Origin of the sequence: Marinomonas pontica, from assembly GCF_026191375.1 — a bacterium.
GTDB classification, from domain to species: Bacteria; Pseudomonadota; Gammaproteobacteria; order Pseudomonadales; family Marinomonadaceae; genus Marinomonas; species Marinomonas pontica.
The window spans coordinates 45,846-61,915 of record NZ_JAODTL010000008.1 but is presented as its reverse complement, the minus strand read 5'-3'; the positions used below and the strand labels follow the sequence as shown (position 1 = coordinate 61,915).

The 16,070-nt window shown below is 45.8% G+C and carries 18 protein-coding genes and 1 pseudogene; 6 read left to right on the top strand and 13 right to left on the bottom strand.

The window, feature by feature from the left end; translation table 11 throughout:
- Nucleotides 1–146: 146 nt before the first annotated feature.
- Genes N5P32_RS00990 through aroQ form a run of 3 tightly spaced genes read left to right on the top strand, consistent with a single transcriptional unit; the run spans nt 147 to nt 2,328 of the window.
- Nucleotides 147–845 (top strand): GntR family transcriptional regulator, encoded by a 699-nt coding sequence (locus N5P32_RS00990; RefSeq protein ID WP_265727348.1) that lies wholly within the window; start codon nt 147–149, stop codon nt 843–845.
- Between the two features lie 54 nt (nt 846–899).
- Nucleotides 900–1,832 (top strand): AEC family transporter, encoded by a 933-nt coding sequence (locus N5P32_RS00985; protein ID WP_265727347.1) that lies wholly within the window; start codon nt 900–902, stop codon nt 1,830–1,832.
- A 43-nt stretch (nt 1,833–1,875) separates the two neighbouring features.
- A complete protein-coding gene (gene aroQ, locus N5P32_RS00980) occupies nt 1,876–2,328 on the top strand; it encodes a type II 3-dehydroquinate dehydratase (protein ID WP_265727346.1) in 453 nt (150 codons plus the stop codon).
- On the opposite strand, the gene N5P32_RS00975 is transcribed toward aroQ, so the two are convergent.
- Genes N5P32_RS00975 through N5P32_RS00965 form a run of 3 tightly spaced genes read right to left on the bottom strand, consistent with a single transcriptional unit; the run spans nt 2,298 to nt 4,297 of the window.
- The gene (locus N5P32_RS00975; RefSeq protein ID WP_265727345.1) at nt 2,298–3,299 is read right to left on the bottom strand and encodes an AEC family transporter; all 1,002 of its coding nucleotides are present in this window, start codon (nt 3,297–3,299) and stop codon (nt 2,298–2,300) included. The two genes, aroQ and N5P32_RS00975, sit on opposite strands and share 31 nt — an antisense overlap.
- A gap of 36 nt (nt 3,300–3,335) precedes the next feature.
- Nucleotides 3,336–4,070, bottom strand: coding sequence for a LysR substrate-binding domain-containing protein (locus tag N5P32_RS00970; RefSeq protein WP_265727344.1), 735 nt, complete (start codon nt 4,068–4,070; stop codon nt 3,336–3,338).
- Between the two features lie 17 nt (nt 4,071–4,087).
- Entirely contained in the window at nt 4,088–4,297 is a 210-nt protein-coding gene (locus tag N5P32_RS00965) for a LysR family transcriptional regulator (protein WP_265727343.1), read from the bottom strand.
- Between the two features lie 336 nt (nt 4,298–4,633).
- Here N5P32_RS00965 and N5P32_RS00960 point away from each other — a divergent pair.
- Nucleotides 4,634–5,936: pseudogene (locus N5P32_RS00960) on the top strand (TIM barrel protein).
- Nucleotides 5,872–6,486, top strand: a complete 615-nt coding sequence (locus N5P32_RS00950) for a VOC family protein (RefSeq protein WP_265727340.1) — start codon at nt 5,872–5,874, stop codon at nt 6,484–6,486. The pseudogene N5P32_RS00960 and the gene N5P32_RS00950 overlap by 65 nt, the downstream one beginning before the upstream one ends.
- A 107-nt stretch (nt 6,487–6,593) precedes the next feature.
- Here N5P32_RS00950 and N5P32_RS00945 read toward each other — a convergent pair whose 3' ends face one another.
- The 10 genes from N5P32_RS00945 to N5P32_RS00900 all read right to left on the bottom strand — a co-directional run bounded on the left by N5P32_RS00945 (nt 6,594) and on the right by N5P32_RS00900 (nt 15,195).
- Complete coding sequence (locus N5P32_RS00945) at nt 6,594–6,929, bottom strand: hypothetical protein (protein WP_265727339.1); 336 nt, start codon at nt 6,927–6,929, stop codon at nt 6,594–6,596.
- Nucleotides 6,868–7,695 (bottom strand): methyl-accepting chemotaxis protein, encoded by an 828-nt coding sequence (locus N5P32_RS00940; protein WP_265727338.1) that lies wholly within the window; start codon nt 7,693–7,695, stop codon nt 6,868–6,870. The genes N5P32_RS00945 and N5P32_RS00940 overlap by 62 nt, the downstream gene beginning before the upstream one ends.
- Nucleotides 7,598–8,764 carry a hypothetical protein gene (locus N5P32_RS00935; protein ID WP_265727337.1) on the bottom strand — a complete coding sequence of 389 codons (1,167 nt, stop codon included), beginning with the start codon at nt 8,762–8,764 and terminating at the stop codon, nt 7,598–7,600. Before N5P32_RS00935 ends, N5P32_RS00940 begins: the two co-directional genes overlap by 98 nt.
- A 331-nt stretch (nt 8,765–9,095) precedes the next feature.
- Nucleotides 9,096–10,604, bottom strand: coding sequence for a tripartite tricarboxylate transporter permease (locus N5P32_RS00930; protein ID WP_265727336.1), 1,509 nt, complete (start codon nt 10,602–10,604; stop codon nt 9,096–9,098).
- Entirely contained in the window at nt 10,592–11,128 is a 537-nt protein-coding gene (locus N5P32_RS00925) for a tripartite tricarboxylate transporter TctB family protein (RefSeq protein WP_265727335.1), read from the bottom strand. The genes N5P32_RS00930 and N5P32_RS00925 overlap by 13 nt, the downstream gene beginning before the upstream one ends.
- Before the next feature lie 79 nt (nt 11,129–11,207).
- Nucleotides 11,208–12,200, bottom strand: a complete 993-nt coding sequence (locus N5P32_RS00920; protein ID WP_265727334.1) for a tripartite tricarboxylate transporter substrate binding protein — start codon at nt 12,198–12,200, stop codon at nt 11,208–11,210.
- Between the two features lie 21 nt (nt 12,201–12,221).
- Complete coding sequence (locus N5P32_RS00915) at nt 12,222–12,350, bottom strand: hypothetical protein (protein WP_265727333.1); 129 nt, start codon at nt 12,348–12,350, stop codon at nt 12,222–12,224.
- Nucleotides 12,351–12,497: 147 nt separating this feature from the next.
- The gene (gene pepQ, locus N5P32_RS00910) at nt 12,498–13,781 is read right to left on the bottom strand and encodes a Xaa-Pro dipeptidase (RefSeq protein WP_265727332.1); all 1,284 of its coding nucleotides are present in this window, start codon (nt 13,779–13,781) and stop codon (nt 12,498–12,500) included.
- A 124-nt stretch (nt 13,782–13,905) separates the two neighbouring features.
- On the bottom strand, nt 13,906–14,103 hold the full coding sequence (locus N5P32_RS00905; protein WP_265727331.1) for a hypothetical protein: 198 nt from the start codon (nt 14,101–14,103) through the stop codon (nt 13,906–13,908).
- Between the two features lie 60 nt (nt 14,104–14,163).
- Nucleotides 14,164–15,195, bottom strand: coding sequence for an SRPBCC family protein (locus N5P32_RS00900; RefSeq protein ID WP_265727330.1), 1,032 nt, complete (start codon nt 15,193–15,195; stop codon nt 14,164–14,166).
- A gap of 167 nt (nt 15,196–15,362) precedes the next feature.
- On the opposite strand from N5P32_RS00900, the gene N5P32_RS00895 reads away from it, so the two are divergent.
- The gene (locus tag N5P32_RS00895; protein ID WP_265727329.1) at nt 15,363–16,037 is read left to right on the top strand and encodes a cytochrome b/b6 domain-containing protein; all 675 of its coding nucleotides are present in this window, start codon (nt 15,363–15,365) and stop codon (nt 16,035–16,037) included.
- Nucleotides 16,038–16,070 lie beyond the last annotated feature (33 nt).

Below are 16,070 nucleotides of genomic sequence, written 5' to 3'. Positions count from 1 at the left end.
TTCGTGAAAAATACGATGTCGTTAGTTCATTGATCTAGAGATTGTTGGCAAGCGAATAAACCCATAGAATGAGTGAAAAAAGACGCCTAATGGCGTCTTTTAGTTTGGGTATTACTATAAAAACGCCATGACCCTGAGATTTTTCTATGATTAACCCAGATGACCGTAAGTTAGTAGGACAATCTGTTTACGAACAGCTTCGTTCCGATATTGTGACTGGAAAACTACCACCAGGTGAAAAGCTCAAGCTAAACGCTTTGCGTATTCGGTATAGCGCCAGTGTGAATACCTTACGTGAAACCTTAATGCGTCTGGTGTCGGATGGTTTTGTGCTGTTTGTTGATCAAAAAGGTTTCAGTGTAAAACCGGTTTCTACGGCGGATTTACGAGAGCTATTGGAGCTTCGTCAGATGCTGGAATTATCTGGGGTGCGCAAATCCATGGAAAATACCGTCGGTCATGTGGAATGGAAATCCGCTTTGATTAGTGCACACTTTCGTTTGAATTTTGCTGAAAAGCTGATGATGGAAGATGAGAAAAACCACGTTCAAGTTTGGGAAAAAGCGGATCGAGATTTTCACATTTCTATGGTGTCTCACTGTGGTTCCCAACAACTTATTCGTTACCATGCATCGGTCATAGAACTTTATATGCGCTATCAGGTGTTGGCCTTACATCGTCGCCCATTTCGTGGGCAGGCGTCTGTGTCAGAGCACCAAGCCTTACTTCAATGTCTTCTTGATGATGACGTTGAGTCCGTGATGACCATGTTGGATTCCCATATTCAAAAAGGCTTATATCTTCCAGCCCCTGAATTGCCAATGACGAGTGCGGCCATGGTGTGAGGCAAACGATTAGCTCTTTCTATATCGCATTATTAATCTTGAGGACATGATGACATGGATGCTGTATTAAACATTACTGCTCCGATATTTTTTCTTATCTTGCTTGGGTATGTCGGCGGGCGTTTTCATTTTATTCCGAAAGAGTTTCTACCAGGACTCAGCAAGTTTGTAATGTATTTTGCTTTGCCAGCGTTGGTGTTTACTAAGTTGCTGAGCATGGACCTTCAGTCATTAATTAACCCTCATTATCTTGTGATTTATGCGTTAGGTGGGGTGTCGTCTTTTGCGTTTACCGTGCTGTTAAGTCGGTTGCTGTTTCGTGATCAGTGGGAACAAAGTGGCTTGAGAGGGTTGGGCGCTGCCATGCCTAACAGTGCGTTTGTTGGCTTTCCTATATTGCTGCAGTTTTTCGATCATTCCATGGTGCACGCTTTTGCTATGGTGGTGATGGTTGAGAATGTGATTCTTTTTCCAATTGGACTGATTTTTATTGAAACTGTTTTAGGGAAACGAAACGCAGGAGGCAATGCTATTTTTGTTCCTGTAGCGAAACGCATTATAAGTAACCCCATCATTGTAGCCGTGTTCAGCGGCGTTGTTTGCTCGGCTCTTGGCTTCAGCTTTCCGGCGTTCATGATGCGAGGCTTAGATATGCTCGCTATGGGCTCTGCTCCAGCGGCCTTAATTGTCATTGGTGGTTCATTAGTTGGTTTGTCAGTAAAAGGCAGTCTGGGGCAAATGTCTTTGGTGGCCTTTTCTAAGCTGGTGTTTTTTCCTTGCGTGGTTGCCCTGTTGCTTACCTTGGCTCCGAATATGGCAAGTGACCTGAAAGTGGCGATGATTATTTTTGCTGCATTGCCCATGTTTAGTATTTACCCCATTGTTGGAGGGGAGTACGGCGAGCAAAGTTTTTGTGCCAGTACCTTGTTGATCACAACGGTATTGTCATTTTTTACCTTGAGCGTGTTGTTGCGCTTTTTGGTGTGATAGAACGATTTAATGTTTACGCATAAATTTAGGAGAAACAATTATGTCTACCATTATGGTGTTGAACGGCCCAAATCTTAATTTGTTGGGGACCCGCGAGCCAGCAACGTACGGTTATGAGACCCTAGCGGATGTGGAAGTGATGTGCCGTGATGCTGCCGCGAAGCTTGGCCATGAGGTGGAATGCCATCAATCTAACCATGAAGGTGTATTGATTGATCTAATTCATGAAGCAGGTCGCCGTATTAAAGCGGGCGAAGTATTGGGCGTTGTTTTCAATCCCGGTGCGTATACCCACACATCTGTTGCGTTGCATGACGCCATTAAAGGTGCCGATGTGCCTTTAATTGAAGTGCATATTTCCAACGTACACGCTCGTGAAGCTTTCCGTCATCATTCATACATCTCGCCAGCCGCAGCGGGTATTGTGGTTGGTATGGGCGTACAAGGGTATGTGTTAGGCATTCAGGGCTTAGTGCATAAGCTCAAAGCGTAATGTAGACGGTGATTGTTGAGGGCTTGGGTTAACTTAATCCCATCAAAGACAAAATAATCGCCAGTGTGACAAAGGATGTGAGCGTGGTGATGAGCAGTGTGCTGGCACAAAGCGAGCGGAAACCATATTGGCTGCCAATTATTGGGTAGATGCTCATCATAGGTACGGCCACCGTCAAAATGCCTCCGAGCAAAGAGGTTGCGGTCCATTTCAGGCATAAATAACGCTACGATAGCGATCATTAATGGGTGCAGTACTAGCTTACCTGTAGTGACAAAACAGATGTCTTTGATATTGCCAGTCAGGCTGGTTCCTACGAGAGACCCTCCAAGTACAATCAGTGCAAGCGTAGCGGATGCGCCAGACAGCATCACTAACACACGGTCAATTACATCTGGCAGTTCCAAATGAAACGTCGATGCTAATACGCCTCCTGTGACGGCCAAAATCAGCGGATTTTTAATCAACCTTTTCACGACAGTATAGAGCATACTGAGAGGGTTTAAGCCCTGCCCGCTGGATGAACTGATTTCCAGAATAATAAAGATAATGGGTAAAACGAATAGGTTTTCTACAATCAGCGCCATGGCAAAAGCGGCGGTTGGTGGATCGCTAAAGGCGAGTAACATAACAGGGTAGGCAAAGAACGCCGAGTTAGAGCAGGCCATTCCTGCGCCTTTTAATGTGCTTTCGATTAAAGGGCGCTTCATGATTTTTGAGCTAATGAACATGCCTATCAACAGCGCTAATAGTGAGCCGGTGGCGTAGGTCGCTATGTAACTCGGAATGATGACTTGATCGAACTCCATTCTTGCCAAGGTGCTGAATATCAAGGCGGGAAGCGTAAAGTACATGACGATTTTTGCCATACCCGCAATCGTTTCACCAGGGACTAGGTTAATCCGAACGGCAAAATACCCCAATAAGATCATAATAAATATGGGGGTGGTGATGGCAACAATAGTCAACATGTGAGCGTCCTATCACGGTTTTTATTTAATCAATGCTCAAATAACAGGGCCATCTTTATGATGATCCACAGGTTTATAATAACTGTCCAAAGTCTGTGCCGTGTCCCTAATCGCATTCATAAAAAGTTTTAATGCCATCGAGGGTATGGAGTCGGCTCGAGTGGTGAGTCCAACGGCACCTAGCGTTTCTTTTGTATCAATTGGCAGCTCATCTAATTCACCATCCGCGATTTCTCGCGCGACAACACCACGAGAAATGATCCAGACGGCATCGTTATTACGGATGAACTCCTTGCCAAATGAATCGGATACCGTGTCGATTCGGTCGGTCAAGGTTCCTACCCCTTGAGACAATAAAAAGCGGTCCACGTAAGGTGCTGTAATGGAGCCTTTGGGTGGATAAAGAACCGTATAATCCGCAATATCACTGATCTGAAAGTTTTCTTTACTCAGCAAAGGGTGATTGGGACGAACGGTGAATGCCACTTGTTCTGAATATAAATGCTGAAAAGACAAACCAGACATCGCCTCGGGAACGCCTAATCGACCGACCACCAAATCCAGTTCACCCACGCGCAATTGACTCATTAGTAATGCGTTAGGGCCAGAGACCAAATGCAGCCGAACATCAATACCGCCGGTGCGAAAGCGCTTTACCGATTCCGGCAAAATGCTGGTGGCGACGGTGGGTAATACCCCAATACTGATTCGACTGATGCCTTTTTGCTGCGCTTGAGCAACACGCTCTGTGCCTTCTCGCAACGCGGCCACACTGGTGCTGGCATGCTCTAAAAATACATTGCCAAAGGGGTGAGTTCCACGCCTTTCTTGCTGCGCTCTAATAATCGTACGCCAAGAATCTCTTCTAATTCTTTAAGCTTTTTGGATACGGCAGGTTGCGTTAACGCTAAGACATCCGCTGCACGCACAACGCTGCCTTGGCGAGTCACTTCTAAAAAACATTGAAGATGGCGATATTTTATGCGGTTTTCTAGCATGGAAGAGTCTCCCGTCGTATACGTATGTTTGCTGGCAATTGCGTTGCCATTGGCGATGAAACGTCAAGGAATTAGGCTCATGAAAAGCGCTAATAACGGAATGATGTCCTATATTACACTCTTAAGAGATACCTTTGGAAAGGCGTTATGTATTCCTTTTTCGATATATTTTTTGCGCTTTATTTCATTCTTTCGGTGGCGCCTAAACCAAAATTCTTGTGCTAGCATCAATATCATTAAGTATAGAGTCAAAAAATACTAAACAAAGGAATAAATAACAATTTTGTTCCTCGTATATCATTTTCGTTATGAAATGCAGACATCCAAGGCGTAAAAATGAAAACAGCACTCGCAACCGTTACCCTATCTGGCACGCTGAGAGAAAAATTCGAAGCGGCGGCAAAAGCCGGTTTTCAAGGAGTAGAAATCTTTGAAAACGACTTAACCCAGTTTGATGGTACTCCAAGGGATGCGCGTCGTATGGCGCAAGACTTGGGGCTTGAGATTATAGCCTTACAACCCTTCCGTGATATGGAAGGAATGCCTGAACCTATGCGTTCTCAAAAGGCCAAAATGCTTCAACATAAGATTGATGTGGCGCATGAGTTGGGTACGAATCGATTGTTGTTTTGCAGTAATGTTCAGCCCTATTCGTCTGCGGATCGTGACGTTTGCGCTGCAGACTTGTTTGCCCTTGCTGAAATAGCCAAAAAAGAAGGCATTATGCTGGGTTATGAAGCCTTGGCTTGGGGTTACCATATTGCCGATTATCATGAAGCATGGGATTTGGTTAAACGAGTCGATCACCCTAATTTAGGGATTATTTTAGACACTTTCCACATGTTTTCCCGTGGGAATACCTTAGATGTGTTGCGTGATGAAATCCCACTAAACAAGATTGCCCTTGTGCAAGTGGCCGATGCGCCCAGCCTGCAAATGGATGTGTTGCAGTACAGCCGTCATTTTCGCTGTTTTCCAGGCCAAGGCGACATGCCTGTGGTCGAATTCTTACAAGTGCTAAAAGACAAAGGGTTTAATGACTATTTGTCGCATGAAATTTTCAACGACGAATTCCGTTCCTCTTCACCGCTAGAAAAAGCGGTAGATGGCATGCGTTCACTGATTTGGCTTGATGATCAAACCGTCAGCAAGCGCGAAGAAAAAATTGCACCGGTTGTTGCTCCACAAGTCCATGATGTGGAGTTTCTGGAGTTTGCGATTGAAGGGGAAAGTGGCGAAACCTTGATCAATACGTTGGCGCAATTGGGGTTCCATGAAACCCATAAACACCGCTCTAAAAACGTGAGTTTAATGCGTCAGGGCAATATTAATTTGATATTGAACCGTGAAACAAAAGCCAAGCGCATGAACACTTCAAAAACACGGAGTGTCTGTGTGCGCCATGGCGTTTGCGTCTGAGGATGTGAAAGCGACTTTGTCATTGGCAGAGCGATACAAGGTCGATCGTTTTGACAATCAAGCAGGGCCAGGTGAGTTAAATATTCCGGCACTTCGTGGCATTGGCGATAGCCTTGTTTACCTTGTTTCGGCGGACGCAGCGGTTCGATTTTTTGATGTCGATTTTGTCCCTGTGCAAGGTGTTCAAGGGGAAATCTGGCGTTGGTCTGACCCGCTTTGATCACATTGGTCAGACCGTGTCCAACACGGATTTTCTGTCGGCTTCGTTCTTTTATAAATCTTTGTTTGGTTTTGACATCGATGCCAGCCAAGACTTGCCAGATATTCACGGATTAGTTGTAAGTCGGACGGCGTTAAGCAAAGACAAACGCGTGCGTATTCCTTTGAATATGACCAATGCGCGCAGTGCATCTGCGCAACGATTTATACAAAAGTCGAAAGGGTCTGGGGTTCATCAGATTGCGTTTGCTTGTGATGATATTTTTGCTGCAGCTAAGAATATCGACAGTGAAAAACAACTGCCGATTCCACAGAACTATTATCGAGACATTGAAGCGCGCTTCGGTTTGTCTTCAGAGATGATTCGAAAATTGCAATCACACAACATTATGTATGACCAAAACGATGAAGGGGAATTCTTCCATTTCTATACGGAAGAAATTCATGGTGTCTTTTTTGAGGTGGTACAACGAGTGGGTGATTACAGCCGTTATGGTGAGGCAAATGCCTTTGTGCGTCTTGCTTCTCAGGCACGCCAAGAGAAAAAGTAAGCCATTTTCATTGCGGGGGATGGTTTATTCTATTGGGTGTATTTATGCCGGAGGAAGGCAACTTCCTCCGGTTTTTTTTACTCTAAATTACGCGGCTTGATTCATGATTACACGGGCGTTTTACCCGTGACTTGAAACTGTCCAACGAGAGAGTCGAGCTTCAAGGCTGACAACCCAACTCGAGATGAGCGTCGTTGAAGAGCCGCAATCGAACGCTGCATTTGTTCTGTCGCTGCGCCCATTTCTTGCGCTGTGTTGGCGTTTTCCTTGTTGCTTTCATTGAGCAATAAAATGGCATCAAACATGGTATCGACCAGCTCATACAAGGCGCTGTCTCCAGTATTGCTTTGCTCATTCGCCTGCAGGTTTTTATCGACGTTTTCAGCGCCCTTTTCCATAAAGGTGACGGCGCTGCGAGTCTCTTCTTGAATGCCTTCTAGCATCGTTTGTATTTCTCTCTGCAGCGGCGGCTGTTTTAGAAGCAAGACTGCGAACTTCATCCGCAACCACAGAAAAGCCGCGCCCGTGTTCGCCTGCTCTAGCGGCTTCAATGGCGGCGTTCAATGCCAGCAAATTAGTCTGGTTAGTGATGTCTGAGATTGTGGTGATAATACCGGCAACTTCATTGGTTTTTTGGTCTAAGGATTTGACCGATTCCGCCGTCGCCCGTACGACATCGCGGATTTCTTGCGTGCCTGATTTGGCTTCTTTTAAGCGTAACGCCGTTTCGGCCACCACTTGATCCATGGTGTGCTTGAGCGCTTCAGCGGTTTGTGATGCGCTTTGTACTTCGTTTACTTGTTGCTCGAACACCTGCAGCATGCTGCTGACAGTGGTTTCTAAATAGTGGGAGGCTTGGCGTGCTTCTTCGTTTGTATTGACCATGAAATCGTTGGATTTTTTTACGTTGGTGCTCGCCGAGATCACTTGCCCCATGGTGGTGTCTAGGTTGTCGATAAAGCTGTTCATCCAACGTCCCATGTCCCCTGTTTCGTCATGGCTTAGGTCGTCGTTCAGGCGTTGTTTTAGGTTGCCTTCACCTTCCGCAATGGTTTGAATCACTTCCGTCATTTGGCTCATGCTGTTGCTGATTTTTTTGGTGCTCAACGTGTTAAATAGCCATCCTGTGATGCCTAGGCTGACAAAAGCCGCGGTGGCTGTCATCGCGGCAGATAAGTTGGTGTAAGCTTGCAGTGCTGTGCTGACCATAATGGGCACGCTGGACGCAAACGCGTAGCTTTTCATCAGCTTTAAATTGATAGATCGACGACGGTAAACTTCCTCCGAGATCCCCCTCGCACATCATGCCCCATGTATCAGGGCTGCCTTTTAGCTGGAATGTCACGCCTTTACCTATCACCGGAATGTGGCGGTAATCGGAATAACCGGGGTAGGTGACAAATAAGTTTTGGCCGTTTTTGATGGTTTCTCTGACTCCGGGGTGAAGCGCTTTGGTTGCTGGGTCGGTAAAACGGATTTCAAATTCCGTATGTTGTTTTACTTTTACGGTTCCCCAGTCAGTTGTAATGCCACTTTTTAGGTTTTCCCCATGGCTGAATGTATTGTCTTCGAAGCGAGAGCGAGATAGAGCGGTACCAGGCAAAATGGTCTTGTCGAATTCTGGTTTCACCATGAACAAATAGTTGTCGCCTGATTCTTTGTAAATGTGCCCAGCCTCGCGTTGAATAATGTCACTAATGACGTCGTTAGGGATGCGGGCGCAAACGGCACCGATACTCGCCTCGCCTTTTTTGATCGGCAGATACAGCATCAAGGTGACCGCATCATGGAATTTAGAACTGGAAGCACCAATGCTGGCTGTATTAGAGTCAATATAAGGGCCATGAAGAAACGGCGCTTTGATGCCCGATTCAATGGCTTTGGTGTGGAGATCTATTTTATGTAGGCGAGACTTTGTGGTCGATCCCAGTACTTTTCCTTGCGTATCAATCACAAAATATTCTGATACATCTGGTACCATTTTCAAGCGTTCTTCTAATGCGTCTTGATCAATATGGGGAAAGCCGCCCGCAATATTTTCTAGTAGTACATCCAACTGTGACCATTGGTTGTTTACCCATGTGTTGAGTAATTTCACCCTTGTGTTTGCAATGCTCTCAAACGTTTTTTCAATATTTGGGTAAGTGTCTTTGTTTAAATAACATGACCAAAAAGTGAAAGGCGTCCAGTGTCGCCAAACCAAGGTAACCAACGACGTTCTGAGGGTGAAAGTGACATCTGGTTGCTTTTCAAATTCATATAGTGAGCTCCGTTGCATTAAGCACTACTTCGTTGCATTGCTTAGGGGGAGTCTTTAAAAAGCAATATATTTGCCATAGTTTTGTCTTTTGTTAACTTCAGTTTGATGTTCCGTTAACTTATAAAAATACATTATATTTCTCTAGATGCGCTCAAAAGCACAGAGGATCTACAAAAGCTAAAAATATTTCAGGTCGTATTTATGAGTGTGTTTGCCTCATTTTGAGACATTTTTGTTGTTAATGGGCAAAATGATGGCGCATTTAGAACAGTGGGACGTTCAGTCGTATGGTGTGTTCTTAAAAAGAAAGGGAGGCGGTCATGCCGTCCATGGCAAGACCGTTGCTGGACTAATGAGAAGGGCGGAAGATTTTGGCTCTTAGCCATTTCGTCCAAATTGGTGACTGAGTAAACAGAATCAGCACAATCACACTAAAGAGAACGGTGGAAAGTGGGCTGTGGAATAGGTTGATAAACAAATCACTTACGCTGCCACGTTCAGACAAAATAGCACGGCGCCAGTTTTCATCGGTTAGTGAGCTCAAAATAACCCCTAAAATCACAGGGCCAACAGGGAACGCGTAAAGGCGCATGAAATAGCCAAATACCCCAAATGCCAACATCCACCAAATGTCTGTGACAGCATTGTTGATCGCATAAGCGCCCACAATAGACAATAGGAAAATAAGCGGAATCAATACGCCTTTTGGACACTCCACAATTTTAGAAAATAGCTTGATGCCTGTTAGGCCAAAAATGAGTACGAAAATGTTGGCCAGTGTTAGGTTACCGACGGTAAACCAGAACATATGCGGTTGTTCAACCAGTAATAAAGGTCCAGGGTTTAGGCCGTGAATAAACAAAGCGCCAATGAAAACTGCGGTTACCGCGTCGCCGGGAATACCCAGCGTAAGCATTGGAATGTAAGCACCTCCCACCGCGGCGTTATTGGCCGCTTCTGGCGCAATTAAGCCTTCTTTTGCCCCTTCCCCAAAAGGCACTTTGGGTTTCTTGGTGACGCGTTTTGCGTGGTCATACGCCATCAGTGCGGCAATATCTCCACCTGTGCCCGGTAATGCCCCCACGATAACGCCAATAAAAGACGTTTGCAGGCTCAACGGCATGTATTTTTTCACGTCAGACCATTTGGGAATAATGCGAGAAATCTTTTGTTTCACCACGGCTTTATTCATGTGGTGTAACTGATGTAAGGCTTCCGAAATACCAAACATACCGATCATGACGGCAACGGGGTTGATACCATCCCACAGCTCAACAACGCCATAAGTAAAGCGCTCCTCGGCTGTCATAGGATCCAGACCCACCGTACCGATCAACAGACCTAATGCCCCAGCAAAAATGCCTCTTGCTAGACTGCTGCCAGACAAAGACCCTACCAGCATAATACCCAGCACGCCTAACATCATGTAATCACGTGGTTGAAAGGTAATGGCAAACTCGCTGACCGTTGGTGCAGCAAGTGCCAGCACAATAATACCAACAAAGCCGCCGACAACAGACATCACGGTAGACAATCCAATTGCTTCACCGGCTAAGCCTTTTTTCGCCAACGGATACCCATCCAATGCCGTGGCAATCGCAGAAGGTGCTCCCGGGATGTTGAGGAGAATGGCGGTACGAGACCCACCATATACACCGCCCATATAGACGCCGACCATCAAGCACAACGCGTAATTGACGTCCCAAGAAAAAGTAAACGAAATAAGAATAGACACGGCCATAGTGACCGATAAGCCGGGAATAGCGCCGACATAAATACCCAAAAAAGTACCAAGGGCAGTGAGTCCTAGTAGTTCAGGTGACAGCCAAGACATGGCGAAATAATTTAAAGCATCCATAAAATGACTATCTCCACAAAAGATTCTATAGCGGACAGGATTTCACGCTCGGGAACGATGCCTTCTGGCAAGACAACCTGAAACACGAGACGGAACACAATGTAAACGACAATCAGTGACAGCAGTGTAATGGTGAGTGTCGTGAGAACGCTACGTCGATACAAAAATTGGATAGAGATGAACAGAAAGGCAAAACTGGAAAGGATGAATCCTAAGCTGTCGAGCACAATGGAGTAGACCAATATTAAGGCCATGATGATAGCGACGACAGGAGGGAAACAGTGATAAACGAACCTAACGCCTTCTGCTGCTGGTGACTTCAAGGTATTCAAAAACGCCACACAAGATGCCAATACCATGACGGCTGCTGAAGCCAGTGGGAAAGCACCTGGAGAACTCAATGAGCTGAGGCCTGAAATATTATAGGCTTGCCAAAATAGATAGGTACTGCCCATCACAAGCAGAAAACAAAATAAGCGTTCGCCTGGCTTTCTGGTTTTTATTAAAGGGGACTGACTGGACATTCTAACTCCAGATAAAACAAAAATGTGACGCGCTCACCGTCAGGTAAGGCGCGTCTGGATAAAGCGAAGAACGGTATTCTTATGGTTTACGGATACCAAACTCTTCAGGGGAAAACTTACTAAAGCCTGCGTCGTGTACTAACCATGATGAGGTAGAGCGGTAAGCTTCTAGGAAGTAATCTGCTTCTTCACCTGAAATGTTCATGATAGTGAAACCGCGTTTTTGCATCAGATCGATGAAGTCTTTGTTGTAAGCGGCCTTTTGGAATGCTGCTTGCAATTTTTCAACGGCGTCTTCAGGCGTTCCTTTTTTGACGAATACGCCAAAGAAAGGCCCCCATGGTAGGTAAGATTTCATGCCTGGCAATGCGTCGGTGATTGGCGCAAGGTTTGGCAGTAACTTGTTAGATTCAACATCAACCAAACTGATGGCTTTCATTCGGCCAGCTTTGATTTGCTCGATTGTCGCGCCTAACACAGCAGGCATTACGTCAATAGCACCGCCTTGTAATGCTGTTAATGCTGGGCCATCGCCATTGTATGGGATGCTGATGTAATCCAGTTTCACCTGAGAATCCAACATGGCTGTCACAATAGACGTTAGACCGCCTGCACCAGTAGAACCAAATTTCACTTCGCCTGGGTGCGCTTTTGTGTATTCAATTAGCTCAGACATGGTGTTAAAAGGCGCGTCGTTGTTTGCCACTATGATTGGCGTACCACGTGCCAATACGTTGATGGCAATCATGTCGCTGTAATCGATGTCTGAAAGTCCCAGAATTTTGTACATCTGAGGGTTTTCAGCGCCCATTAGCAGTGTGTAACCGTCGGCTTTTTTGGCGTTTACGTATTTCGTTGCAATCGCACCAACACCGCCAGTTTTGTTTGTTAGGATGATGTCTGTGCCTAGCTCTTTCTCAACATGAGGAGAGATAGAACGCATAACCGTGTCAGTGGAACCACCTGCGCCCCATTGAATGATGCCTTGGACATCTTTATTTGGGTAAGCGGCAAAGCTTAAAGTGGAAGAAAGGGATAGTGCTGCTAGTAACGTAATTGTTGTTTTTTTCATCATAGGCCTCTGTGTTGTCCATCAGTTGATGGCGTTGGCTTGGTTAATGTTTTTATTATAAGCGATCAAAGATGATCGCTTTCTGAGCAAGTGTTTCACAACCAACATAACCTTAGCCGATGCTTCGGGGTTGATAAAGACTGAATCCATTCCATATTTTGCTCATTTTATTGCCCTTTAGTTATAGGTAACAAAGCGTAAACAGCGAGTCTTCATTTTTAATGCAGAATAAAAAAAACCGCCACAAAGGCCTATTATGGCACATCGTGACGGTTTTTAGTGTGTGGTAAAGGGGGCTTAATGTGAAAAGGCAGTGCGCGTTAAGTTTTCAGGAAGATCGTCTTTTACCACAACGTTATCTTCGATTCGTATACCGCCATAGGGCATGAAGTGCTGAATACGAGCCATATCACATCCATGATTCACCATTTCGGCCTGCATTTTCTCTATTAACATGGGAATAAAATACAAACCCGGTTCAATGGTCACCACCATGTTTTTTTCTAATGTTCTGGTGAGTCGCAAGAAAGGCGCGCTTTCGTCTGGTTTGCTCAAGGTACCTGCGGAATCGATTTGATGACCACCCACATCGTGAACCTGCAATCCTAATAAATGGCCCAAACCATGCGGAAAGAAAACCTGCGGGATGCGTTTGGTTAACTGTTCCTCAACGCTCAATGCACAAATTTTATGTTCATGAAGCAAGGTTGCGATACCGACTAACGTGTCTTGATGTAGGTCGCGGAAACTAACCCCCGACATGGCGCTGCGGCACAGTTTCTGTTCCATGGTGTCGAGGTCGTTGACCAGTGCGCTGAAGTCATCATCATGACGGACAAAGGTGCGAGTAATGTCGCTCGCATAGCCGTGTTCAGAGGCGCCTGCGTCAATCAGTAACGTGCGAGAATTCTCCATTTGTTCGATGGATTTGTGTTCATAATGCAAAACAGCGGCGTGTTCATTTAAGCCAACAATACCTGGATACGGTTCTTGCGCCGCCGTTTGTTGGCTGGCTTTTAGGAAAGCCAAATGAATCTCTAATTCGCTCATACCAGCCAAAAAAGCGTCTTTTGCGGCTACGTGTCCTGCTACAGCGCGTTCACTGGCACGGCGCATGGCTTGAATTTCGAAATCTGTTTTTACCGCTTTCGCAAAGTCCACATAGGCTTTTAAGCCGTCACATGCCACCGCGGCCGTTATCGGCTGTGGTCCAAGCCACGCGGTGTGTTTTGGGAGGTTGCTGAACCATGCGTCGTTTTTTTTGGCGGGAATGATAGACCAATTTTTTTGCCAGTCACCACCCGGTACCGGATTGGGGGCATGCCAAAAATCATCACGAACCGGCCATACCAAGGTGGGTTGTTTGCCCGTTTGAAGCACGACATAGGTTTCGGCGCCAAGCGTAAAAGGCAGCCACTGCTGAGCGCCAGAGTATGCGTGAAAAGGGTGTGTGTGATCGTCTTGAAAATAGTAGCTTTTTTCCCCTGAGGCCAGAACGATGGCATCGAGACCAAAATGCGCCATGGCGTCTTCGTATCGATGAATAAGAACGTCTACATGTTGTTGATAAAGTGTTGTCATAAAAAGACTCGTTTTATATCGGCAAGTGTTAGCTCGAACGCAGGCTTATGTCCTTTAAAGCTACGTTATGTATTCAGGGGGAGTGACAGTCATTAGGATACGCTAAAAATGGCGTGCTCTGGCATTACTTTTTTGCAGTGAGTTTGTTGAAGGCCAGTATCAATCCTTTGAATGTGATGAAGGCACAAAGCACAGAAAAGAAGGCCAACAATAAGTCATTCTCTACTTCAAATGCCGCTTTAAAAGCATAGAAAAAAACAATGGTTAAAATAATACGCAAGAGGCTTTCTATCAGCGACATCAGTTTGGGTGAAGCGACCATGTCATGTTTCCTTGTTGTGGTGAGGGCACAAACTGTCCCATAAAACCGACGCTATGCCAATTATTTCACGGGCAAATAGACGCTTGTCACATAGTCTTTGGTCGTGTGGGTTTGCATGGGGCCAACTTCAAAGATCTCTACGCCAAAATGACGACGATTTGGCTGTATCTGATGCAAACGCATAAAGCTGTAAAGCACATGCCACGCCAGCGATAGGTTCTGATAGCAGCCAACATAGCGCAAATGCAGGTAGTTACCCCGCAGGACAACACGTTCTGGGGTAATTGCACATGGCTCTAGGTTTTGTATTGGAATCCCCAGTTTTCCGGAAAAATAATGGTGAATCACATCGGCTTTTTTATAGAGCGCAAAGCAAGGGCCCGCAGGGGGATTGTTTGGCCCCAGCGTGGTGAGCAAATCGTGGAAGCCTTGATCCATTTTTTGTGACATGGGCTGATGATTCACCACAAAGGGACGCGTCACGGCATCCACATTGTCCAAAGTGGTTGTGTTTAGCCATTCAAAGCTTGGGGCGTTGTATTCATGGTCTGAGGTTGTGTTGTATTTATTAAGATACGCCAATAAATTGAGCAGAGACAACTCGACGTCTTTTTCCGCCCGAATGGCAAAGAGTCTTTGCTTCCAGCGCTGCAATAATGGGAGTTTTCCCGTTATTTGGATGGTGATTAAGGTGCGACCCTTTTGCTTGGTTAAGTCAACGTTGAAATGCACATCAGTGGGGTAAAACGCTGGCGCTTCTAGAAGAGTATGAAAATAATGCGCGCTGGAACGGACTGGCTCTAATGACATATAGCCATCTTTAATGAGCTTCCCCTGCCAGACCAAACAAGAAGGTGAAACAGAGTGAATGCCTGAGTGTAAGTACTCATAGTCAATGTGGGCATTGGGCTCGTAAATAAGCCAAGGCAACCAGCTTTGCCAGTGGGTTAAATCACTTAGATCCTCCGAGATCATATCAATGGGTGCATCGATAACAGCGCTTTGTCGGCTAAAAAAGCGACCTTTGCAAAAAAGCAGGTAGGCAGTCAGTGCGACCATAGATAATGTGATCAGGAATAGCGTGACAACCATGTTGGTCTCATCCTTCAAATGCGTAGACGGTGTTTGGCTAGGCTTTTATTGGCTTGTTTCCCTATTTAAATCAAGAGAATCTTGCTTTTCACAGCATAGTGTTTAATGTCACTCCTTGGCAAGGGGCGTTTTTTGAACAATGAAAGATCGATAAGAGAGATGGAAAGATGAAGTCGACATTAGTGTGGGATTGGCCTGTACGGATTAGCCATTGGCTGATTGTGTTGTTGTTTACGGGGCTGATCGTGACCGGTAAATCTGACAACGATTATATTCAATACCATTTTTACATGGGCTATGGTTTGTCTGCTGTAATTGTGGCTCGCGTACTTTATGGTTTTTATGGTTCTTACTACGCGCGATTCACGCAGTTTATTCGAGGCCCCAAAGCCGCGTTGCGCTTTGCAAAATCTTTATGGAGTGGAAAGCCAAAACAGTACTTAGGCCATAACCCCATTGGTGCTGCTATGGTGGTTGTTTTACTGTTGGCTCTTTCTGTGCAGTGGGGCACGGGATTATTCAGCAGCGATGAGGTGTTTTGGTTCGGACCCTTTTATGGGCTCGTGTCAGAGGACGTTGCCAGCCAGTTGGCCTCCATTCATCATCTGTTGCCTAATATCTTGCTCGGCTTAGTGGCGTTGCATGTGCTTGCGGTACTTTATCATGAGTTGTGCTTGAAAGAACGCTTGGTGGCCGCGATGATTCATGGCCATAAAAAGCATCACAGTGTGTCTTCTGCTGACGTGGCTTCTATTGAGGTAAGGACGCCCCGCTGGGGCGTGATTTTTTCTTTGTTAATGGGACTTTCGTGGCTGGCGGTGTTGTGGATGGCGCCTATTTAGGGATGTATAGACATCTTGCCTGTTTGTTGTGAG